Here is a 21,394-nt window from a genome sequence, read left to right on the forward strand (position 1 = left end):
AATGGTTTTGGTGCAGCGCGATATGGGCTAGAAAGCAGGCCGCTAGCGTCCCCGTAGCTCAGCAGGATAGAGCACCAGATTCCTAATCTGGGGGCCACAGGTTCGAATCCTGTCGGGGACGCCAGTTCAGTTTCGATCATGCCGCAAGAACAAAGGCCGGGCGCTATTCCAGCTCGACAAGCAGGTCCTTGGCGTCAACCTGATCGCCGGCGGCGACGGCGATGCGTTTGACCACGCCATCGGCCTCCGCGGCGACTTTCACTTCCATCTTCATGGCCTCAAGGATGACGAGCGCATCGCCGGCCTTCACCTTGTCGCCGGGCGCGACACGAATCTCGCTGACGGCGCCCGGCATCGGCGCACCGACATTTTTCGCATCTCCGGCTTTCGCCTTTTCGCGGTGAACGCTTTTGTCCTCGCGCGCGGCGTCGCGAATCTTGATGGTGCGCGGCTGACCGTTCAGGGAGAAGAACACCCGCGCCAGCCCTTCCTCGTCAGCGTCAGACACAGACTGGCACTGAATGATCAACGTCTTGCCATGTTCGATCTCGACGGAGATTTCCTTCTCCGGCGGCAGGCCATAGAAAAACTCGTCCGTCGGCAACACGCTCATATCGCCATAGTCGTCGCGGAACTTTGCGAAGGCCGAAAACACTTTCGGATATAACAGCGCCGAGGCGAGATCATTATCGCTGACCGCCACCCCAATCGCCTCTGCGGTCTCAGCGCGCTTCGCCTCTAGATCAACCGGCGCCATATGTTTGCCCGGCCGGTCGATGATCGGCGTTGCGCCTTTCAGGATTTTCTGTTGCAGCGCTTTGGGGAAGCCGCCATGGGGTTGGCCGAGATCGCCATGGAAGAACGACACGACCGATTCCGGGAAGGAAATGTCCTTTTTCGGATTTTCGACATCCGCGCGCGTCAGCCCCGCCGACACCATGGACAGCGCCATATCGCCGACCACCTTGGAGCTTGGCGTCACCTTGACGATGTTGCCGAACATCTCGTTGACGTCGGCATAGGCCTGCGCCACCTCATGCCAGCGCTCTCCCTCAATGCCGAGAGAGCGCGCCTGTTCACGCAAGTTTGTGAACTGCCCGCCCGGCATCGCATGGAGATAAACCTCCGACGCGCCGGAGCGCACATCACTTTCAAAGGCGGCGTAAAGATCGCGCACAGCCTCCCAGTAAAAGCTCAAGTCGCGGATCGCGCCGTCATCAAGACCGGGATCGCGCACATCGCCTTGAAGCGCCGCCACGATAGACCCTAGCGGCGGTTGCGCCGTCAGTCCGCTCATGGAATCGAGCGCCGCGTCGACCACATCAACGCCCGCATCAACCGCCGCCAGCACCGACGCAGATGAGGCGCCGCTGGTGTCATGAGTGTGGAAGTGAACAGGCAGCTTCGTTTCTTCCTTGAGCGCCGCCACGAGCAGTTTGGCCGCTCTTGGTTTGGCGACGCCCGCCATATCCTTGATCGCCAGCATATGGGCGCCATGAGCCTCAAGGTCTTTGGCGAGCTTCAGATAATAGTCGAGCGTAAATTTCTTTTCGTGTTCACTCGTCAGATCGCCTGAATAGCAAATCGCCGCTTCGCATACGGCGCCGGTTTTCTGCACCGCGTCCATGGCGACATACATATTCTCCGCCCAGTTGAGGGAATCAAACACGCGGAAGATATCGACGCCAGTATCCGCGGCGCGCTCAACGAAATATTGCACCACATTGTCGGGATAGTTGGTGTATCCGACCGCGTTTGAGGCGCGTAAGAGCATTTGCAACGGAATGTTCGGCGCCGCGTCGCGCAGCAGCTCCAGCCGCCGCCACGGGTCTTCTTTCAAAAAGCGCATGGCGACGTCAAAGGTCGCCCCGCCCCAGCATTCCAGCGAAAAGAGATTGGGTAGACGCCGCGCATAATGCGGCGCCGCCTGAACCATGTCATAGGTGCGCATGCGCGTCGCCAGCAGTGACTGATGCGCATCGCGCATGGTTGTGTCGGTGACGAAGACCTGTTTTTGGTCCCGCACCCATTGGCCGAATGCCTCAGGCCCCAACTCTTTTAGCTTGTCGCGCAGGCCCGCCGGAACAGGGCTTCCCGCAACGTCCGGCAATTGCGGATCTACATGGCGTGCAGGCTCCGCCCTGCCCTTCACTTCCGGATTTCCGTTGACATTTACGTCTGCAAGAAAGCGTAAAAGCTTTGTCGCGCGATCCTTGCGTTTCGGAAACTCGAACAACTCCGGCGTTTCATCAATGAAGCGCGTTGTGTAATCGTTCGACCGAAACTTCGGGTGATTGACAAGGTTCGCGAGGAACACGAGATTAGTCGCGACGCCGCGAATACGGAACTCGTTCAGCGCTCGCGACATGCGGTTGATCGCTTCGTCGGGCGTCGGCGCCCATGCAGTCACTTTTTCCAAAAGCGAGTCGTAAAACCGCGTCACCTGCGCGCCCGCATAGGCGGTGCCGCCATCGAGCCGGATGCCAAAGCCTGTTGCCCCGCGATAGGCGACGATGCGGCCATAATCGGGAATGAAGTTTTCTTCCGGGTTTTCCGTCGTCACCCGGCATTGCAGCGCATGTCCGTTGAGATGAATGTTTTCCTGCGCCGGAATGCCGCTTTCCGGCGAACCGATCGCCTGGCCCTCGGCGATGCGAATCTGCGCTTTGACGATATCGACGCCAGTGACCTCTTCCGTCACCGTATGCTCCACCTGAATGCGCGGATTGACCTCAATAAAATAAAAGGCGCTCGTCTCCGCGTCCATCAGGAACTCAACGGTCCCGGCGTTGTTATAGCCAACCTCGCGGCCGAGCTTTAACGCCAACGCGCATAGCGACTGACGCTGCGCGTCATTGAGATAGGGCGCAGGCGCACGCTCCACCACCTTTTGATGACGGCGTTGAACCGAGCAGTCCCGTTCAAAAAGATGCAGAAGATTTCCATGGGAATCGCCGATCAGCTGCACTTCCACATGACGCGCCTGACGCACGAGCTTTTCAAGATAGACATCGCCCTTGCCGAAAGCCGACAAAGCTTCGCGCCTGCCCGTATCGACGGCGGCGAGCAGCTCCGACTCGTCCTCAATAATACGCATGCCGCGACCGCCGCCGCCCCAGCTCGCCTTGAGCATAAGCGGATAACCAACACCGGCTGCCGCCTTTTTAATTTCAGTTTCGTCTTCTGAAAGAACGCCGGTCGCAGGTACGACAGGCACGCCAGCCTTTTTAGCGATCGTCCGTGCCGAGACTTTATCGCCCAAAGACCGCATGATCGACGGCGACGGACCGATAAAAACGATCCCCTCCTCTGCGCAACGGTCGGCGAAATCCGGATTTTCAGAAAGAAAGCCATAACCGGGATGGATCGCGTCGGCGCCGCATTTGCGCGCAATACGCACAATGTCTTCTATGTCGAGATAGGCTTTGACCGGCCCCAGCCCGGCGCCAACCTGATAGCTCTCATCCGCTTTGAAGCGATGCAGCGCGAGCTTGTCTTCTTCAGCGTAGATCGCAACGGTTCTGATCCCAAGCTCCGCCGCGCCTCGCATCACACGGATGGCGATTTCACTGCGGTTTGCGACCAAAATCTTCTTAAACTTCAAAGCGATCCCCATAGGCTTATTACGCGCTGGGACACTATGACGAAATATGCTGCGGTGCAATTTTCCGGCGTGACAGTATTTTACCCAATTAGAGTTCGCCGTTGATAAGCTTCATAACGCCGGAGAAATCGAGACTATCCTTTCCGGCCGCCTCCATCAGCGCATAAATCGCTTCGGACTGCGCACCGAGCGGCGTTGCCGCTTTTGCTTTATGCGCAGCTTCCTGCGCCAGGCGCATATCCTTCAGCATCATCGCCGCCGCAAAGCCAGGTTGGTAATCGCGATTCGACGGCGCATTCGGCACGGGCCCCGGCGCCGGACAATAACTCGTCATGGACCAGCACTGCCCAGAGGCCGTGGACGAGATGTCAAAGAACGTCTGTGCGTCGAGACCCAGCTTGTCTGCAAGGTTGAACGCTTCGCAGGTTGCAATCATCGAAATGCCGAGCAGCATGTTGTTGCAGATTTTTGCGACTTGACCGTTACCCGCTGCGCCAGCATGAAAAATATTCTTGCCCATTTTCTCCAGCGCAGGTTTGGACCGTTCGAAAGCGCCCGCCTCGCCGCCCACCATGAACGTCAACGTGCCAGCCGTTGCCGCGGCGACGCCGCCGGAAACCGGCGCGTCAACCATGGCGAAGCCCTTGTCACTCGCGGCGGCGATCACGGCGCGCGCAGAGTCCACATCAATCGTCGATGAATCGATAAACAGCGCGCCGGGTTTGGCGTTTGCGATGACACCGTAGCTTTCCGTGTAAACAGAGCGCACATGGGCGCCTGCGGGCAACATGGTCACGACTATGTCGGCTTCCTTCACCGTATCGGCAACAGTCGCGCCGCGCGCGCACCCCGCCTCGACAGCGCGATCAACGGCGCCGATGGAAAGATCCGTCGCGGTCACCTCAAAGCCCGCCTTTGCGAGATTGGCCGCCATCGGCCCGCCCATATTGCCGAGCCCGATAAATCCGATTTTCGTCATGGCGTTCTACCCTTGATATTCTTTCAGCAAATCTCTGGCGACGATGACGCGCATGATTTCATTGGCGCCCTCGAGAATCTGATGCACGCGCACATCGCGCAACATCCGTTCCAGCGGATAGTCTTTCAAATACCCATAGCCGCCATGGATCTGGAGTGCTTCATTGACGATGTTAAATCCAACATCGGTGACAAAACGCTTGGCCATGGCGCAGTGGCGCGTGGCGTCCGGCGTTTTATGGTCCAGCTTCCACGCCGCCTGATAGAGCATGATGCGCGCGGCCTCTAACTCCGTCGCCATGTCAGCGAGTTTGAACTGCAACGCCTGCTGTTCGTTGAGGCGCTTGCCAAACGCGCGGCGCTCATTGGCGTAGTCCAGCGCCACTTTCAGCGCCGCATTTGCTGTACCCAGCGAGCAGGCGGCAATATTGAGACGCCCGCCATCAAGGCCCATCATTGCAAATTTGAAGCCCTCGCCTTCCTCACCAACACGGTTCGAAACCGGAATACGGCAATCCTCGAAATTAACGATCGCGGTCGGCTGCGCGTTCCAGCCCATCTTTTTTTCATTGGCGCCAAAGGAAAGCCCCGGCGTTCCTTTTTCGACGAGCACGGTCGAAATGCCTTTCGGCCCATCGCCGCCAGTGCGCACCATGACGACATAAAGATCGGAAACCCCGGCGCCGGAGATAAACGCCTTCGACCCGTTCAACACATAATGATCGCCGTCCTTCACCGCTTTGGTTTTAAGCGCCGCCGCATCCGAGCCTGAACCGGGTTCGGTAAGGCAATAACTCGCCACCATCTCCATCGAGGTTAGCTTTGGGCAATATTTCTGGCGCAGTTCTTCCGACGCAAACCGGTCGATCATCCACGAACACATATTATGAATGGAGATATAGGCCGCCGTCGCGGTGCAGCCGGCCGAGAGCGCTTCAAAAATCAGCGCCGCATCGAGACGGCCGAGCCCCGAGCCGCCGACATTCTCTCGCGTGTATATGCCAGCAAGGCCAAGCTCCGCGGACTTCTTAATCACATCGACGGGAAAGTGCTTTTCCTCGTCCCATTTCGCCGCGTTCGGCGCGAGCTCATCCTCGGCGAAACGCCGCGCCATTTCCTGAATGGCTTCCTGTTCGTCGGTAAGTGAAAAGTCCATGCCTCAGCTCACTCCATCGTCGGAATGACGAACTCAGAGCCTTGCACATCTTCCGGCCAGCGCTGAGTGATGGTTTTGATCTTGGTCCAGAACTTTACGCCTTCGGGGCCGTGCTGGTTTGTATCGCCGAAGCCTGAGCGCTTCCAACCGCCAAAGGTGTGATAGGCGACCGGCACCGGAATCGGCACATTGACGCCGACCATCCCCACATTCACCCTCGCGGTGAACTCGCGCGCGGCCGCGCCGTTACGCGTAAAGATCGCAACGCCATTGCCATATTGATGCTGCGAGGGGAGCGCGACCGCTTCTTCAAAGTTGCTTGCGCGCGCAATCTGCAAGACAGGACCAAAAATTTCTTCGTGATAGGTTTTGTGGCCCGGCTTTGCATGATCGAGCAGTGTACCGCCAAGGAAGAATCCGTTTTCATAACCCTGGAGTTTGAAATCGCGACCGTCGACGATGCATTCCTGACCTTCGTCAATAGCCATCTGAATGTAATTGGCGACGCGGTCGCGGTGAGCCGCGGTGACAAGCGGGCCAAGGTCTGAGTCTTCCGACATCGACGGACCGATGCGTAAGGATTCCACTTTGGGTTTGAGCATAGAGATCAGCTTGTCCGCCGTGCCCTCGCCCACAGGCACTGCGACCGGTGTCGCCATGCAGCGCTCACCAGCCGAGCCATAAGCGGAGCCGATAAGATTGTTGACCACATTCTCCATATCCGCGTCGGGCAGGATGATCATGTGGTTCTTGGCGCCGCCAAAGGCCTGCACGCGCTTTCCGTGTTTTGCGCCTTCCGCATAGATGTAATTCGCGATGTCGGAGGAGCCGACAAAAGAGACCGCCTTGATGCGCGGCTCGGAAAGGATCGCATCCACCGCTTCCTTGTCGCCATTGATGACATTGAGAACGCCTTCCGGGGCGCCAGCTTCCATCATCAACTCGGCAAGACGCAGCGGCACGGACGGATCGCGCTCGGACGGTTTGTTAATGAACGTGTTTCCGCAGGCGATGGCGACGCCGAACATCCACATCGGGATCATCGCCGGGAAATTGAAAGGTGTGATGCCGGCGACAACGCCAAGCGGCTGGCGCAAGGAGTAAACGTCGATGCCCGGGCCTGCGGCTTCGGTGTATTCGCCTTTTTGCAGATGCGGAATCCCGCAGGCGAATTCGATCACTTCAAGTCCGCGCTGCACATCGCCGCGAGCATCGGGAAGAATCTTACCATGCTCTGACGAAAGCATCTTCGCCAGATTGTCCATGTCCTTTTCCACAAGGTCCTTGAACTTGAACATCACCCGGGCGCGGCGCTGCGGGTTGGTCGCGGCCCAGCCCGGAAAGGCTTTTTCCGCCGCATCGACAGCCTTCGCCACCTCCGCAACGCTAGCGAGGCTGACTTTGCCCTGAACTTCGCCTGTAGTCGGATTGAACACATCGCTGGTCCGGCCGCTCGCGCCCTCGACTGCTTTGCCGTTGATGAAATGTCCGTGAAGCTGCATCGCCATTCTCTTTCTCTTGCCCGGGCCATAGCCATAGGAGATCTTGGGGCTTGCAGCATACCGCCAATAATGCACATTTGAAATTGCAAAAATGCAAAGCCAGTTGCACGGCAAGCAAGGCGGAGAGCCAGCCGGTATGATTCAATGGGACGATTTCAGGTTTTTCATCGCCGCGGCGCGTAGCGGCTCCTTTTCGGACGCCGCCCCCCTCACCGGCGCTGATGTCGCAACGGTGAGCCGGCGGGTCGCAAGGCTGGAAACCGCGCTCAAGGCGACGCTTTTTGTGCGCTCGACCACCGGGCTCAAGCTGACGGCGATCGGGCGGAATGTGCTTGGCGACTGTGAGCGCATCGAAGCGCTCGTCAGCAGGTTGCACGAACCTGTCTCTCAGCAACTTGTCGCCGGCACGGTCAGGGTCAGTGTGTCGGAAGGGTTTGGCAGCGCCATCCTGGCGCCCGTCATCCCGGCGCTGATTGAGGATAACCCGGCGCTCTCAATCGAACTTGCAGCGCATTCCGGATTTTTATCGCCGTCAATCCGGGAGGTCGATATCGCCGTCACCTTGAGCGCTCCCGTCGATTCACGGCTCATCGTCGAACCTTTCACCTCCTACCGCCTCGGGCTTTATTCCTCTTCCGCCTATCTGGAGCGCAACGGCAGACCGCGTAAGATCGACGACCTGCCCGGTCACCGAATTGTCGGCTATGTGGACGATCTTCTTTATGCGCCCGAGCTGCGTTATCTCGACGAAATCCATCCCGGCCTGAAACCGTCGCTCGCCAGCACGTCAATCAACGCCCAGCGCGAGATGATCCATCATGGCGGCGGCATCGGCGTATTGCCGAATTTTCTCGCGAGCGGGCTGACCCGATTATTTCCACAAAAAATAGCGCTTGAACGACGGTTCTGGATCGCAACCCACCGCGATGTCGCCGACACGGCCCGGATCCGGCATGTCAAAAAATGGATGCGCGAAATTGTTGAAGCATCAGCCTCTACACTCGCTTAGGAAAAAATACGCCCAAGCGCGTTCTGGCCATGATGCGCTATTTTGGCGCCGCGCCCGCATGCGCAAACTCAGTAGCTGGACAATAAAGCGGGGCTCGGGTCGTCGAGCGGAATATCTTTCGCCTGCATTTCCAGCTCACGCGCCCGTACATTTCTCTGCTCATCAGTCAGAAAGGCGTGGATCGCATCAGCGTCTTCAACGGAAAACAAATCTCCCCATGCAGGCATGCCATTGTCGACCAGCAATCCCTCCAGCAGGATGTCATTGAAAATCTCGTGCGTATAAGGCTGCATGCGGCGTAAATCCGGCGCAATCGAGCGATGCTGGTTGGAATGGCAGATAGCGCAATTATCATAGAACAGCGTGCGGCCTTTTCCGATGAGATCAGGGGAAGCATCCGCGAACAACCCTTCCGGCGCCGCCGGCGCAGGCTCCAGCGGCGGCAGCAGGTCAGGCTTTGGCGTTTCGCCGCCGCCCAGCTTGAAAACCAGCACTCTCCCTTCATTTTTGCGCTCATAAGCCGCGCCATAGCGCGGCACATAGGACCAGCCGCCGCCGCCCCACCCCGCGGTCACCGCTACATATTGAACGCCATCAATTTCATAAGTCGTCGGCGCCGCAAGAATGGACGTGCCGGTGTCGATGGATTTCAACAGCTCACCCGTTTGCGCGTCATAGACATTGAAAAAGCCGCGCACATCGCCGGCGAAAACAAGCCCGCCTGACGTCGACATGACGCCGGAACGGTCCTGCCAGCCGGCGTAAGGCGCCGCCCAGACCGTTTCCCCCGTCAACGGGTTGATCGCGCGCAGCTCCGACTTGGCCGGACTTTCCTCAACGCGGCTCCATTCAGGAAGCGCCTTGACCGCTTCCTGCACAAAAGGCGGCAGCATGGGCAAAACGTCCGGCAGGTTGGGCCCAAAAATAAGCGACGCATCGGTGTTCAGCCCTTTTGATTTATACGGCTTCGTTTCCGGCGCCGTCATCAACAGGTTGCCCATATCCAGAACGGCGCCGTAATACAGGCCCGTCTGCGCATTGTAAGAGAAGGGATGCCAATTGCTGGCGCCAGGCGACCCCGGATAGACAATTTTAGGGCCAGTTGAATAATCCGCATGCTCCGGCGTCATCACAGGGCGCCCGGTCTCCATATCAATGCCTGACGTCCAGTTCTGAAAAACCAGCGAGTTGGCGCACAAGAGTTTTCCGTCGCGCCGGTCCAACACATAAAGAAAGCCATTTTTAGGCGCGTGCAGGATGACCGGCGCATCTTCGCCGTCGATATTGAGTTGCGTCAGGGTCATCGGCGCGGTTGCGGTGTAATCCCAGCTATCGCCCGGCGTTTCCTGATAATGCCACTTCACTCGTCCCGTCTTCGGATCAAGCGCGACAATCGACGACAAAAACAGATTGTCCCCGCCCGCAGGAGAGCGCTTGGCGCGATGATAGGGACCGCCATTCCCGGTCCCGATATAAACAACATTAAACTCCGGATCATATTGAATGGCGTCCCAGACTGTGCCGCCGCCGCCAATATCCCAGCGACTTTCCGGATCCCATGTTTTTACGGCGTCTTCGAGTTCAGGATTTTCCTGGGGCCCTGCTTTCGGATCGTGCGGCACGGTGTAAAAACGCCAGCGCCGCTCGCCGGTTTTCACATCATAGGCGGTGACGAAACCGCGCACATCATATTCAGCGCCGCTATTGCCGATGATGACAACATCCCCGGCGACTTCCGGCGCACCGGTGCTGCCAAGGCCACGCCCCGATCCGTCATCGGTGTCAGCTTTCCACAAAACCTTGCCGGAGCTGAAATCGAGCGCATAGAGAACGCCATCAAGCGCGCCCACAAAAACCCGGCCGTCCTGCACCGCAACGCCGCGATTGACCATATCGCAGCAGATGACACGGTTCGCCTGCATATCGATCTCAGGATCGAAACGCCAGACCTCTTCGCCGGTTACTGCATCCAGCGCGACGACACGGCCCCCTGTGCTGCTTGTCACCAGAACGCCGTCAATCTCAACCGGCGTCGCTTCCTGTCCTCTGTTCGTGTAAAGAGGATATTCCCAAGCGAAGCCGAGCGAAGAAACATTGGACCGGTTAATGCTGTCGAGCTCAGCATAATACGCGCCGTCGGAGCCGCCACCGCGATGACTCACATCACTTACAGCGTCGGCTTGCGGCGCTTCCTGCATTTCGGGCGCCGAAACCTGCGCTTCCGGCGCGAGATCCTGGGGCTCTGATTCCCCGCCTCCGCAAGCCTGCAGAAGCAAGGCCGCCACAAGAAAAACACCACTTGCTTTTTTCATCTCTGATCCCACGGGCTCGGCATTTTATAGGGGACGTTGATAAAATTCGCCTCAATCTGGCGAATAGCGCCGTCATCAATTTTGAAGAGTTCCAGCAGATAGAAACTGTGCGGCCGGCGGAATGGCGATGTCAGAGGCGTCCCATCGGTTAATTGATAATCGCCGAGCCGGCCGGCATGGTCGATAAACCCACCCGCCAGCACAAGCCCGCGCTCTTCGTCAATTAACGGAAACCGCCGCGCGCGAAGTTCGTCATCATATTTATACTGCCCCAGCTTAAACTGCGCCTCGCAACCAAGCGCGGCGATGGGGTAATTCGCCGCTTCCGCAAACGCCTTGTTGTTAGTGCTTTGCGTGCCGTTTTCCACGCGGTCGCAGTCCGGGTGAAACTTCGTGAAAATTTCACCGTCATTGAGCTGCAACGTATCGAAATATCCGTCAGCAAGGGTGATCATCCGCTCACGCTTGCGTCGACGCTCAGGCGGAACGATCTCATTCAGAACCGGCTTGTCCCAGAAATTTTTATTGGCGAAAATATCGATGCCGCCAAAGGCGATACGGACGACAAGCGTCTCCACTTCCGATATCCGCCCGTCACGCTCGACTTTCAGCCGCACCGTGAATGCGGAGGTGTCGTTGGTTTCCTCCACAGCGCCGAAAAAGCCAACCTGACCGGTTTTAACGTCAGCAAACCGCAGATCATAATCACCAAGGCCCGTGATCGTCCCCCACAGTCCGTCGCCGACCTCAATCGCCACATTGTCTTCCGTGTTGAAGACTTCGTCAGCCCACAGAACTTTTGAAGGATCTTTGGCCGCCAAGGCGCCCAGATAATTGTCGAGGCTTTTATACAACGCTTCCCGCGTATGCGTAGAAGGCGCAGCGTTTTCAAGCTTTGTGCTCATTCAGATACCTTGCATGTCTCAGAAAGTCGCGTTGACGCTCCCTGCGCCGATGAAAGCCTTTTTCACGAAGGCCCTTTTCGTTTACAAATCACGCCAGCATTATCCGCAATTGCGCCGGACGTAATTTTCTATCATTTGGTAGGATTATAGCCTATCTTGGGCCAACCCGCAATTCGGGGCCACTTGCATGGGAGGAATGGAATGCCGCGATCCGAGGAAGAACAACAAAAACTCGATTTTGTTCTCGCAATGTATAACGAGGTGCTGATCGGTATGAATCCCGACGCGGTCGATCGCTATATTTCACCAAACTATATTCAGCACTCTTCTCTCGCCCCTCCCGGCGTTGATGCGCTGAAGGAATTTCTGGTTAAAATCCGCGCAGAATCGCCAGACGCAGAGCAAACGATCAAACGCGCCTTTGTAGATGGCGACCATGTCATCACCCATGTCCATGTGAAGCGCTGGCCTGGCGATCCGGGGCTCGCCGTCATCGACATATTCCGCGTTGAAGACGGCATGATTATCGAACACTGGGACGTCATTCAGGAAGTGCCTGAAAACCCGGTTAATCCAACCCCAATGGTGTAGTGATGACGAAAAACAGATTTTCGGGAAAACACGTCTTCATTTTCGGCGGCAATAGCGGGATTGGCCTGGCCGCAGCGGAGGATTTCGCCGCCGAGGGCGCGAGCGTGTCTCTCACAGGGCGCAGCCGGAAAACGCTGGACGCCGCCGCAGAAAAGACCGGAGCGCTCGCAATACAGAGCGACATGGCCGATGCCTCAGCAAGCGCATCGGCGATCAAAACTGCTGTCGAACAAAACGGCCCGCTCGATGTCGTTTTTATTAATGCCGGGGTCGGCGGTTTTGCCCCCGTGGACCAGGTCACCGAGCAGTTTTGGGATGACATCCAAAACATCAATCTCAAAGGCGCCTTCTTCGCCGCGCAGGCGGCGCTGCCGCATTTACGCGACGGCGGCGCGATTGTGTTTACCGGCTCCATCGGTTCCGTTCTTGGGATACCCGGCAACGCCGTTTACGCAGCCGCAAAAGCAGGATTGCGCGCCATCGCGAGAATTTACGCCGCCGAACTGGCGCCGAGACATATCCGAGTCAATGTGGTGAGCCCAGGCCCAACGGAAACGCCGCTCTTTTACCGCAATCCGGGCATGACCGATGAGGCCGTCGAAGGCATGCGCGGACATATGCGCGAAGTCGTTCCATTGAAACGCATAGGGGAACCGCGAGAGGTCGCCCGCGCCGTTCTGTTTCTCGCCTCGGACGAAGCCAGTTACATCACCGGCATTGACCTCTTCGTGGATGGCGGCAGCGTCGAGCTTTAACCCGCCAACGCCGCAGGCGCACCATCGAGCAGGATGGTTTTTGTCTCCAGATAAGCGGCCAGCCCTTCGGCGCCGCCCTCCCGGCCAATACCGGACTGCTTGAAGCCGCCAAAAGGGAGGCTGAAGTCGGCGCGCATGCCATTTTGCGCGACGCCGCCTGACCGCATTCTCCGCGCTATAGCATAGGCGGCGTCATGATCATGGGTCAGCACCGATCCGTTGAGCCCGTAATTGGACTCATTGGCGATCCGGATGGCGTCTTCTTCATCCTCGCATGGAATGAGGCTAAGCACCGGACCGAAAATTTCTTCCTGCGCAATCACGGATTGGTTGTCGACATTTGCGAAGAGTGTCGGCTCAACAAAATAGCCGCGATTGAGGTGGCTCGGCCGCTGACCGCCCGTGACAAGGTCTGCGGTCTCTTTTCCCTTCGCGATGTAGCCTTCAACGCGATCGCGCTGACGCGCCATGGCAAGTGGGCCGAGCATGGTCTCGGGATCTTCGCTATAGCCAATTTTGACTTTCTTCATTTCTCCCGCGATTGCCTCGGCCAGTTCATCATGACGGCGGCGCGGAACGAGCGCGCGGCTGAGCATTGCGCAGACCTGACCGCTGAAAATGGTGATAGTCGATGTCAGCAATTTTGCAGCATCTTCCGTACTGTAGTCATCGCGCACAATCGCTGCGGACTTTCCGCCGAGTTCAAGCGTGCAGCGCGCAATACGTTCGCCACACACGCTGGCGATGCGTTTTCCCGCAACCGTTGAGCCGGTGAAACTTACTTTATCGACGCCATGATTGCAGACGAGATGATCAGACGCGGCCCGGTCACCGCAAACGAGATTGACAACGCCCGGCGGCAACCCGATCTCTTCGGCCGCCTCCGCGATGATGTAAGCTTCAAGCGGCGTTTCCGGAGACGGTTTCATGATGATGGCGCAACCAGCCGACAGCGCAGCCACAACCTTGTTTAGCATGATCGTGAAAGGCGCATTCCATGGCGCGATGGCGGCGACGACGCCAACCGGTTCGCGTACTATAATCGCCGTATTGGCTTCAGAAGAAGGGGCGCTTTTTTCAAATTCGTAGCGCTCAGTCACTGCGGCCATATGCGCAACCGAAGCAGCTCCGCCGCCCACAATGAAAGGCGCCACAGCCGCCAGCATCCCTACTTGCGCGGTCCACGCCTTCGCGATCTCCGGCTCGCGTTTCTTCAAGGCTTCCGCAAACAGGTACAGATATTTCGCCCTTTGCGCAGGTGACGTCGACGGCCAGCTTCCCTCATCGAAAGCTTTTCTGGCGGCTTCCACCGCACGGTCCATATCCGCTTCGACAGCCTCGGCAACGCGCCCGACAGGCTGTTCAGTATTGGGGTTGATAAGCGTTATCGTCTTGTCTGTTGCAGGCTTCATCCATGAGCCGCCGATAAAGACCTTGTCCGGGTTCCGGATCGTCACGCCTTCCGGCAATAGAATATCTGACATCGACGGCTCCTTTATTGAGCTTGATAGAGCTGGTTAAAAGTCAACGCGAACAGCAACGCATCAACCCTCTTTTGCAGCTTTGTCCGAAAGCTCTGACCAATTGTCCAACTGATTGTTCAAAAGGTTCACTATGCGCTGCAGTTCTGTTCGGTCTTTCTTGCTCAAGGGCTCAAATAGCCGCGAGGAAACAGATCTGAAATAGGGAAGCATCGCGTTATAATTACGCCAGCCTTTTGCGCTGATCCTGAACGGGCGTCGGCGGCGGTTCTTCTCGTCACCGACGAGCTCGATCCAGCCTTCATCATGAAGGTTCGTCAGCGCGCGACTGACATTCATCGCCGGCATCGACATGAGCTGTGAAATTTCCTGCCCCGTCAGCGTTCCCTCACCACTCATACAGATAAGCACTTTGAGTTCATGACGCGTCAGATTGTTAGGTTCACTAACCTCTTCCACCATCGGCTGGCTGATCAGGCTGGAACATTTCAAAATCGAAATCAAAAGCTGGATATCAGACCCAAGGCTCGACAACGGTTTTACTTTTTCGCTCATGACCATCTCATAGTATCTTGACCCTGCCGGCCGGACTGATTTGTTGCTGCGCAGCAATCTCCATTATTTCCCGCCCGCTCCTTACAGTCCATAGGAACATTCGCGGATAAATCCCATTGATTTCCGTCAGCTTCCGCAGGATAATACCATTTGGTAGAGTTTAGGCAATGCGCATGATCACACGCCCTGCGCAGCAGTTTGCGGGTGGGGAATCAATCGCGCCGCGTCAGGCGCGCCTCACATCGAGAGGCGATCTGTTGAGAAGTAGCGATCGCTATTCCGAGGTGAGATAATCGGCAATCGCCTGAAGCTCTTCGTCACTGACTTCGCCGCGCGTGATGACCGGCATATTGCCAATGCCGATACGCGCCGCCTGAATGATATAATCAGCATTCAAATCAGAGCGGTCCTCAAGCTTGGCGACGTCGACGCGCCGGGCAAGCAGTCCGGTCCCCATCCCCATATCGCGATGACACATGGCGCAGCTCCGCTCGAACAAGGCTTTACCCGACCCTGCGGGCGCTTGAGACGTAACAGGCATAACCTCCTGGTCAGCTTTCGCCATGGCAGGCGTTTGCGTTTCAGACGATGTCGCTGTTTCTTCAGTCTTGTTTCCGCAAGCCGCCATAAGAAAACAAAGACACGCGGCAGATAACAGTTGCTTCTTCATCACTGCTTCCTTTCACCAGCCAGTCGCGCAGGCCAGATGCCGCTTTTTCCCGGCGCAATAACGCCATTAGGGTCGAGAGCGTTTTTGACCTTCTCGTTCAGCCGCAACAAGGCGTAATCATTAAAGTCAAAGGTCGATGCGACGAGATCCATATAGTCAAGATGCGTCCGGTACTCGCCGTAACCTTGTTTCCAGGCGTCTGCGACAAGCGCGCGGAAAAACCCGTCAACCCGCCCCATCATGTCTGGATTATCCTTGTCGAAAAGCACCTGATTGACATTGGTGATGTGACGTTCGCCGAGCGCAAAACTTCCATGATAATCGAGACCGTATTCATCATAGAGCGCTTTGGTGCGTTTAAACTGGTCAAGCGCGCGTCGGCCATTCGCCGGCAAGGCCGGTGAATACCCAACATGTCCACCGCGCCCGCCATGCCAGTTTGCGTTCTGCAGCGGGAAGGTGATGGGCACGCCGACCCATGCGGATTTTTCCAGCGGCTCGCCCTGGCGCCACGCCGTTTCCTTGATCGACTGAAGTTTGCGGCCATTAAAGGCGTCTTTGACGGTTTTTGCGGCGGCGGCGTTCACGCCTTCATAGCCATAAAACCGGATATTGGCGCTCCACCAGCCGATATTGAACCGCTCTCGGATCGCCGCGACTGTCGCATCGGTTAAGGGCCCCTTATCGTCCTGCCATTCCGACCGCGTCGTCAGCACAGCCGCACCGCGAAGCCAGCTGCCGATGGACGGCGCCTGTTGTACGAGTTTTTCGCGACGGAACTTCGCCAGAAGATCGACAACCCATTCAAGATCGTTCTCTTCTGGAAATTCCATATCCAGCCCGTAGACAGACTCCGGTTCGGGCATCATCCAGAGGCCCATCTTGGTCACGACGCCGAAATTCGACTGACAAAACATCTGATCCCAACCGGGACCGAACCCATAAGGATGAATGTTCCAGTTCGGCGAACCTTCCATGGCGCCCATGCCCGTGCGCACTAGTTCGCCATCGGGAAGCACAACCTCAAGCCCATGAATTTGCGCCGCGTGATCGCCATAGGTCGTATAGCCGACACCGCGATCCAGCGCATTGCCAACCACCGAGCCCCAGCTATTGCCCGGCACCGACATCCACAGTTTGATCTTGTTAGCCTGAAGATAATCATAGAGGTCGTAGAACCCGACACCCGGCTCCAGCAGCGCCACGCCGTTTTCTTCATCGATCTCGATCTTGCGCATGCGCGAAAGGTCGAGCACGACCGAGCCGGAAAGCTGCGGCGCTGAGGCGCCATAGCCAAGATTTTTGCCGCGGCTGATCGGCCAAAGCGGAATTTTGTAGTCATTGGCGATCCGCACCGCAGCCTGCACTTCTTCAGCACCGCCAGGCGCGATGGCGCCGAGCGGAATGTGCTTTGTATCATCAATCGCAAATTTGTCGCGATACGCGTCTCGATCTAGGTCATCAAAGAAGACAGCGTCCGCACCTAGCGCCGCTTCAAACGCCTTGATCGCCTGCGCGGCGGAAGCTGCATCAACGCTGGGAGGAAATTGAGGCTCAGCCATTGGCGGCGGCTCCTTGTCTATCGCGGATGTTGACCACCTGCCAGGCGACCGGCATGACACACAGGATCATGATCGCGCCCATATAATAAGGCGCGTCCATATTGAGAGAATAAATCAATCCAAAAAGCGGCGGCGCAACAATGCGCGACAAAGCGTTTGACGCCATCAGCAAGCCCATCACACTGCCCTGCCTGTCAGGCGGCGTGCCGCGCGAGAGAAGCGCTCCGGCATTGGGGAAAGCAAGAGAGTGGCCCATCATGAGAAGCGACATCAGGGCGACCGCCGCCGCCGGTGCGCGCAAGACAGGCATAAACAACATTGCCGCGACCAACAAACCAAGCCCACCAACAATGACGCGCGCCTCACCGAACTGCTTCACCAAAGGGCCAATGAAAAACACCTGCACCACCATGCCCGCGGCGCCCACGGCGATAAAGGCAAGCCCCACCTCCCTTGCCGTCCAGCCGAAGGAGCTTTCCGTCCATAGGCCGAAGACCGCCTCCATTGAGGCGAAGGCTGCGATGCCGCAAAAGGAGATGATAAAGAGGCGCAACAGCAGCCCTTCGCCGCGCACAAAATTCCAGGCCTCAACAAATTTCGGCATCGGCCTCATGGCGCCGGCCCGCGTATCTTTCAGAACAAGGAAAGACCAGATAGCAGCCCCCGCAGCGAGCCCGGCCGCGGCAAAAATAGGCGGGCGAAATCCCGCGAGTCCCGTATCGGGTATGGCAAGCAATCCGCCTATGGCGGGCCCGACAGCAAAGCCAAGATTAAAAGCCGCGCCGAAATAGCCCATATTCTTCGCCCGCGATTCCGGCGGCGTTATGTCGGCGATATAGCCTTGCGCCACGCCAAGCGTGCCGCTGAAAAAACCACTGACCACTCGTATAAGAAGCGCAGCGGCGTAAGTCGGCGCAAAGGCGAACGCGATATAAGTAAGCGCTGCGCAGGCCATGGCGCCGCTCAGAACACGCTTGCGTCCTAGCTTGTCAGAAAGGCGCCCCCACCAGGTTTCACCAAAGACATTGCCGAAAGAATATGCGGCGAACAGCAATGCGATCTCTATAGGCGACGCATTGAATTCCTGTCCGTAAAATGGCAGGAGCGGCAGTATTAAGCTGAAACCGGCGATGTTGATGAACACCGCGACCAGGAGGGCGGCGAGAGCGGGCGTCATCCTGCATATCTCGGTTCTGCAACGCCCTTTGCGCCCAACCCCTCAATCACAAACATCGACCCATCGAGAGGATCGGCCTCACGTCCCAGAAAAGCAGGCGATAACGAGGGTACATAAAGAAGATCGAGATCCGGTCCGCCGAAGATAACGCTCGCCGGACATTTCACCGGCGTTTCAACAATGCGTTCGACTTTCCCATCCGGCGTGAATTGAACGACCTTGCCGCCCTCGCAGATCGCTATCCACATGCAGCCGCCAGCATCGACAGTAGCGCCGTCCGGAATGCCGCCGAATTCTTCCGTCGAGGCCCATGCTCGCCGGTTCGCAACCTTCCCGGTCGCAATGTCATAGTCATAGGCGTAGATCGTTTTTCGGATAGAATCGCTATGATAAAATGTTTTGTTATCCGGCGACCAGCATGGCCCGTTCGATAAAAAATAGTCATTGTCGATTTCACGCAAGGCGCCGGCTTCAAGCGAGTATAGCTTTCCGCGCGGCTCCTTCATTTTACGGTCGCTGGAACCGACGATAAATCGCCCTTTGCGATCAACTTTCCCGTCTGCGAGCTGTACGGTTTCATCAAGATCGTCATGGGTTGCAAGCAGCGAACATTCGCCCGTTTCAAGATCCAGCGTATGGATGCCGCCCGCCAGCGCCGCGATAACCCCGCCGCTTTCTCGCACCGCCATGGAACCGATCATGTCCGGCACGTTCCATGTTTTTGTCTTGCCCCCTGCTGCGTCGTAGCGATGAATCTTTTTCTCAAGAATGTCGATCCAATACAGCGCCTGTTCCGCGACATCCCAGACCGGCCCCTCGCCAATCGTCCCCTGAGGAACATCGAGCTGTGTAATCTTCATGAAAATCGCTCCCTATTGACCCTTTTTTCGAAATTTTATACGGTCGTATAAATTTGAAATCAAGGGCCTAATAGATGGCGGCCGAAAAGCTGAAACAATCCGGTTCGGAAGACACCGCCAGCCGCTATCTCGACGCCGCCGAAGCGCTGTTTATCGAACTCGGCTATGAGGGCGCGTCTATCGGTGCGATTTCGGCGCGCGCCGGCATGAACAAGGCGACGGTTGTTTATTACTGGGGCGCCAAGGAAAACCTGTTTCGCGCTGTTTGCGAACGCCGCTTCGGCCCTATCCAGACCGAACAGCTGCGGCGGCTAAGAGCATGCGAGCGCGCGCCCAAGCGATCTCATAAAGCGGCGCTAGAGGAAATCATCCGCGCCCTCGTGGAACCGCCGCTGCTGATGCCAGGCGAGGACGATGCGGAGACAACGCGGCTTCTCTATGGCCGCGTCCTGACCGATCCATCGCCAATCGTTTTAAAGGTGACGGCTGACTTATTCCGCGATGCATCGCTCTTGTTGCGCAAGCTTATACGAAAACGCCTCCCCGGCCTCGATGAAGAGGCGTTCTATTGGCGTTATACCGCCGCGCTTGGCGCCTTCGCTTTCACGCAAGGTTTTGGTGAGCGTGTCGCCTACGCCGCAGAGTTCAAAACCCTGACTCTCGATGTGCGGCGCGCCGCTGACGAAATTGTCGGCTTTATGCTTGCCGGACTGATCCGCTGATAGCAGGCCCAACCGGGATCAGGTTGAGCCGCATATGTTTATCGCTCAGGCCGCCAGATTGGCGGCGTCGACCCAGTTGCCATGCAAGCCCTGACGCAAACGAATGGGCAGTTTCGCCAGGGCAATCGGACCTTTGGCGAGGTTACACGCCTCGAAAACGCACAAATCCGAATAGTTGGTGATGTGATTATCAACGAGGGCAACGAGATAGCCGTCGCCCTCCTGCACGCCGGGACCGCGCGGGATAAAGCACGGCTCCTGTATGCCGCTATCGGGACCGGCCCACCAGCTTTGCTCAACGCCGGTCTCAAGATCAAAATGAGTCAGTGAATTCAGAACACCCGCAAACGGGCCCGCCGGACCGTTGTAAGGCTTGTCAAAATCATAAGTGACCATCCAGCCATGACGATAAGGCCGGCCGGCATAGCGGTCATCAATGCGCGGAAATTCGCCGCATGTCTCGCCAATCTTTTTAATGTCGCTTAATTCATCGCTGTTTGCAGAGACATCCACCGTCAAACGCGACAGATAAGTCCGGGCCGCCATTGGATCGAACGGTTTTCCATTTATATCCGGGAAAAACGGCAGGCTGTTATTTTGAGAGATTGGCAGATCAAGATGGATTTTCGTTCCTTCCTGAAAGGCGTTCATCACATGACATCCGCAAAAGCTCGGTTCTTTTTTGAACCAGCGGATATCGCCGCCATCGCCATCGCGGCGCAGGACGCCAAGATATGACGGCAGGGCCGGGTCATACATGAAATGCGACGCATTGCGCTCGAGCTGTTCCCAGCTTGATGTGTAAGGGGAGATATTAAAAACCGCATAGTCTTCAGTGATCGCGAAATCATGCAGCATGGTGTAATACGGCGCTTCGAAATCGATCTGTTTGACGACCTTTCCCGCCGGATCGATTTCAAAATAGCTGACATCCGTCGTCAATGGCCCCTTGGTCGCATATCCAAACCCGCAGAAATTGCCTGTTACCGGATCGATTTTCGGATGCGCCGTAAAGGTCGGCAGCGTCAGGTCGCCGCCAAAATCAGTATAGCCTTCTGTCTCCAGCGTATTCGGATCCATGAGAAGGCATGGGCTATCCTCTTTCATGGCGAAGAGTTTGCCAGCGTGGACGAGAACATTTGTGTTTGCGGTGCCGCGAATCCGCCCCTTGACGCTTTCATCATCAGTAAGGGGATTGCGGTACGCGCCAAAGAGGGCGCGACCGGCCTCCCGCTCCAGTTTGAAGCGATCCGTATGCGCATAACGCTGGCGAAAATCGATATGTCCGTCGTGAAAGCGGAACATGGAGACCATGCCGTCGCCATTAAAGAACTGATCATCATCGAATTTTGGCGCAAATTGTGGGTCGGGATGCACTCTGTAAAACGCGCCGTTCAGATCAGCAGGGACCTCTCCTTCAATTTCGAGATCATGGATGTCCCCCTCTAGCCGGACGAGGCGCAACACGCTGGTGAAGCCGGGATTGTCAGGAAATTTGGCCATGAGGCATTCTCCATTCTACCATATGGTAGAACATTAATGCATGGCGCTACGA

Annotated in this window: 17 protein-coding genes and 1 tRNA gene; 5 read left to right on the top strand and 13 right to left on the bottom strand. The window is 57.1% G+C overall.

What is annotated here, in order from left to right:
* Nucleotides 1-47 precede the first annotated feature (47 nt).
* Nucleotides 48-124: transfer RNA gene (locus ACFOOP_RS18250), tRNA-Arg, on the top strand.
* A gap of 39 nt (nucleotides 125-163) precedes the next feature.
* On the opposite strand, the gene pyc is transcribed toward ACFOOP_RS18250, so the two are convergent.
* The 4 genes from pyc to ACFOOP_RS18270 form a co-directional block, all read right to left on the bottom strand.
* Nucleotides 164-3,616 (bottom strand): pyruvate carboxylase, encoded by a 3,453-nt coding sequence (pyc, locus tag ACFOOP_RS18255; protein ID WP_379882593.1) that lies wholly within the window; start codon nucleotides 3,614-3,616, stop codon nucleotides 164-166.
* Nucleotides 3,617-3,692: 76 nt separating this feature from the next.
* Nucleotides 3,693-4,583, bottom strand: a complete 891-nt coding sequence (gene mmsB / locus ACFOOP_RS18260; protein ID WP_379882594.1) for a 3-hydroxyisobutyrate dehydrogenase — start codon at nucleotides 4,581-4,583, stop codon at nucleotides 3,693-3,695.
* A gap of 6 nt (nucleotides 4,584-4,589) precedes the next feature.
* Nucleotides 4,590-5,738, bottom strand: coding sequence for an isobutyryl-CoA dehydrogenase (locus ACFOOP_RS18265; protein ID WP_379882595.1), 1,149 nt, complete (start codon nucleotides 5,736-5,738; stop codon nucleotides 4,590-4,592).
* Nucleotides 5,739-5,746: 8 nt separating this feature from the next.
* Nucleotides 5,747-7,240, bottom strand: coding sequence for a CoA-acylating methylmalonate-semialdehyde dehydrogenase (locus ACFOOP_RS18270; RefSeq protein WP_379882915.1), 1,494 nt, complete (start codon nucleotides 7,238-7,240; stop codon nucleotides 5,747-5,749).
* 136 nt (nucleotides 7,241-7,376) lie between these two features.
* Here ACFOOP_RS18270 and ACFOOP_RS18275 point away from each other — a divergent pair, with 136 nt between their 5' ends.
* On the top strand, nucleotides 7,377-8,249 hold the full coding sequence (locus ACFOOP_RS18275) for a LysR family transcriptional regulator (protein WP_379882596.1): 873 nt from the start codon (nucleotides 7,377-7,379) through the stop codon (nucleotides 8,247-8,249).
* A 68-nt stretch (nucleotides 8,250-8,317) separates the two neighbouring features.
* On the opposite strand, the gene ACFOOP_RS18280 is transcribed toward ACFOOP_RS18275, so the two are convergent.
* Together ACFOOP_RS18280 and ACFOOP_RS18285 are read right to left on the bottom strand one after the other, a co-directional pair.
* Nucleotides 8,318-10,561 (bottom strand): PQQ-dependent dehydrogenase, methanol/ethanol family, encoded by a 2,244-nt coding sequence (locus ACFOOP_RS18280; RefSeq protein ID WP_379882597.1) that lies wholly within the window; start codon nucleotides 10,559-10,561, stop codon nucleotides 8,318-8,320.
* Nucleotides 10,558-11,466, bottom strand: coding sequence for a DUF8021 domain-containing protein (locus ACFOOP_RS18285; protein WP_379882599.1), 909 nt, complete (start codon nucleotides 11,464-11,466; stop codon nucleotides 10,558-10,560). Before ACFOOP_RS18285 ends, ACFOOP_RS18280 begins: the two co-directional genes overlap by 4 nt.
* Nucleotides 11,467-11,667: 201 nt before the next feature.
* Between ACFOOP_RS18285 and ACFOOP_RS18290 the strand changes: the two genes are divergently transcribed.
* Together ACFOOP_RS18290 and ACFOOP_RS18295 are read left to right on the top strand one after the other, a co-directional pair.
* Entirely contained in the window at nucleotides 11,668-12,057 is a 390-nt protein-coding gene (locus ACFOOP_RS18290) for a nuclear transport factor 2 family protein (protein ID WP_379882600.1), read from the top strand.
* 2 nt (nucleotides 12,058-12,059) lie between these two features.
* Nucleotides 12,060-12,812: an SDR family oxidoreductase gene (locus tag ACFOOP_RS18295; RefSeq protein WP_379882601.1), complete on the top strand. Its 753-nt coding sequence runs from the start codon at nucleotides 12,060-12,062 to the stop codon at nucleotides 12,810-12,812.
* On the opposite strand, the gene ACFOOP_RS18300 is transcribed toward ACFOOP_RS18295, so the two are convergent.
* The 6 genes from ACFOOP_RS18300 to ACFOOP_RS18325 form a co-directional block, all read right to left on the bottom strand.
* Nucleotides 12,809-14,296 (bottom strand): aldehyde dehydrogenase, encoded by a 1,488-nt coding sequence (locus ACFOOP_RS18300; protein WP_379882602.1) that lies wholly within the window; start codon nucleotides 14,294-14,296, stop codon nucleotides 12,809-12,811. The two genes, ACFOOP_RS18295 and ACFOOP_RS18300, sit on opposite strands and share 4 nt — an antisense overlap.
* A 60-nt stretch (nucleotides 14,297-14,356) precedes the next feature.
* Complete coding sequence (locus tag ACFOOP_RS18305; protein WP_379882603.1) at nucleotides 14,357-14,848, bottom strand: MarR family winged helix-turn-helix transcriptional regulator; 492 nt, start codon at nucleotides 14,846-14,848, stop codon at nucleotides 14,357-14,359.
* A 274-nt stretch (nucleotides 14,849-15,122) separates the two neighbouring features.
* Nucleotides 15,123-15,518, bottom strand: coding sequence for a c-type cytochrome (locus ACFOOP_RS18310; protein WP_379882604.1), 396 nt, complete (start codon nucleotides 15,516-15,518; stop codon nucleotides 15,123-15,125).
* The gene (locus ACFOOP_RS18315; protein ID WP_379882605.1) at nucleotides 15,518-17,080 is read right to left on the bottom strand and encodes an FAD-binding oxidoreductase; all 1,563 of its coding nucleotides are present in this window, start codon (nucleotides 17,078-17,080) and stop codon (nucleotides 15,518-15,520) included. The genes ACFOOP_RS18310 and ACFOOP_RS18315 overlap by 1 nt, the downstream gene beginning before the upstream one ends.
* Nucleotides 17,073-18,257, bottom strand: coding sequence for an MFS transporter (locus ACFOOP_RS18320; protein ID WP_379882606.1), 1,185 nt, complete (start codon nucleotides 18,255-18,257; stop codon nucleotides 17,073-17,075). Before ACFOOP_RS18320 ends, ACFOOP_RS18315 begins: the two co-directional genes overlap by 8 nt.
* Nucleotides 18,254-19,117 carry an SMP-30/gluconolactonase/LRE family protein gene (locus ACFOOP_RS18325; protein WP_379882607.1) on the bottom strand — a complete coding sequence of 288 codons (864 nt, stop codon included), beginning with the start codon at nucleotides 19,115-19,117 and terminating at the stop codon, nucleotides 18,254-18,256. The genes ACFOOP_RS18320 and ACFOOP_RS18325 overlap by 4 nt, the downstream gene beginning before the upstream one ends.
* Nucleotides 19,118-19,191: 74 nt before the next feature.
* Between ACFOOP_RS18325 and ACFOOP_RS18330 the strand changes: the two genes are divergently transcribed.
* On the top strand, nucleotides 19,192-19,839 hold the full coding sequence (locus tag ACFOOP_RS18330) for a TetR/AcrR family transcriptional regulator (RefSeq protein ID WP_379882609.1): 648 nt from the start codon (nucleotides 19,192-19,194) through the stop codon (nucleotides 19,837-19,839).
* A 45-nt stretch (nucleotides 19,840-19,884) separates the two neighbouring features.
* Here ACFOOP_RS18330 and ACFOOP_RS18335 read toward each other — a convergent pair whose 3' ends face one another.
* The gene (locus ACFOOP_RS18335; protein WP_379882611.1) at nucleotides 19,885-21,342 is read right to left on the bottom strand and encodes a lignostilbene-alpha,beta-dioxygenase; all 1,458 of its coding nucleotides are present in this window, start codon (nucleotides 21,340-21,342) and stop codon (nucleotides 19,885-19,887) included.
* Nucleotides 21,343-21,394 lie beyond the last annotated feature (52 nt).

The organism is Hyphococcus aureus, from assembly GCF_042643165.1.
Taxonomy (GTDB): domain Bacteria; phylum Pseudomonadota; class Alphaproteobacteria; order Caulobacterales; family Parvularculaceae; genus Hyphococcus; species Hyphococcus aureus.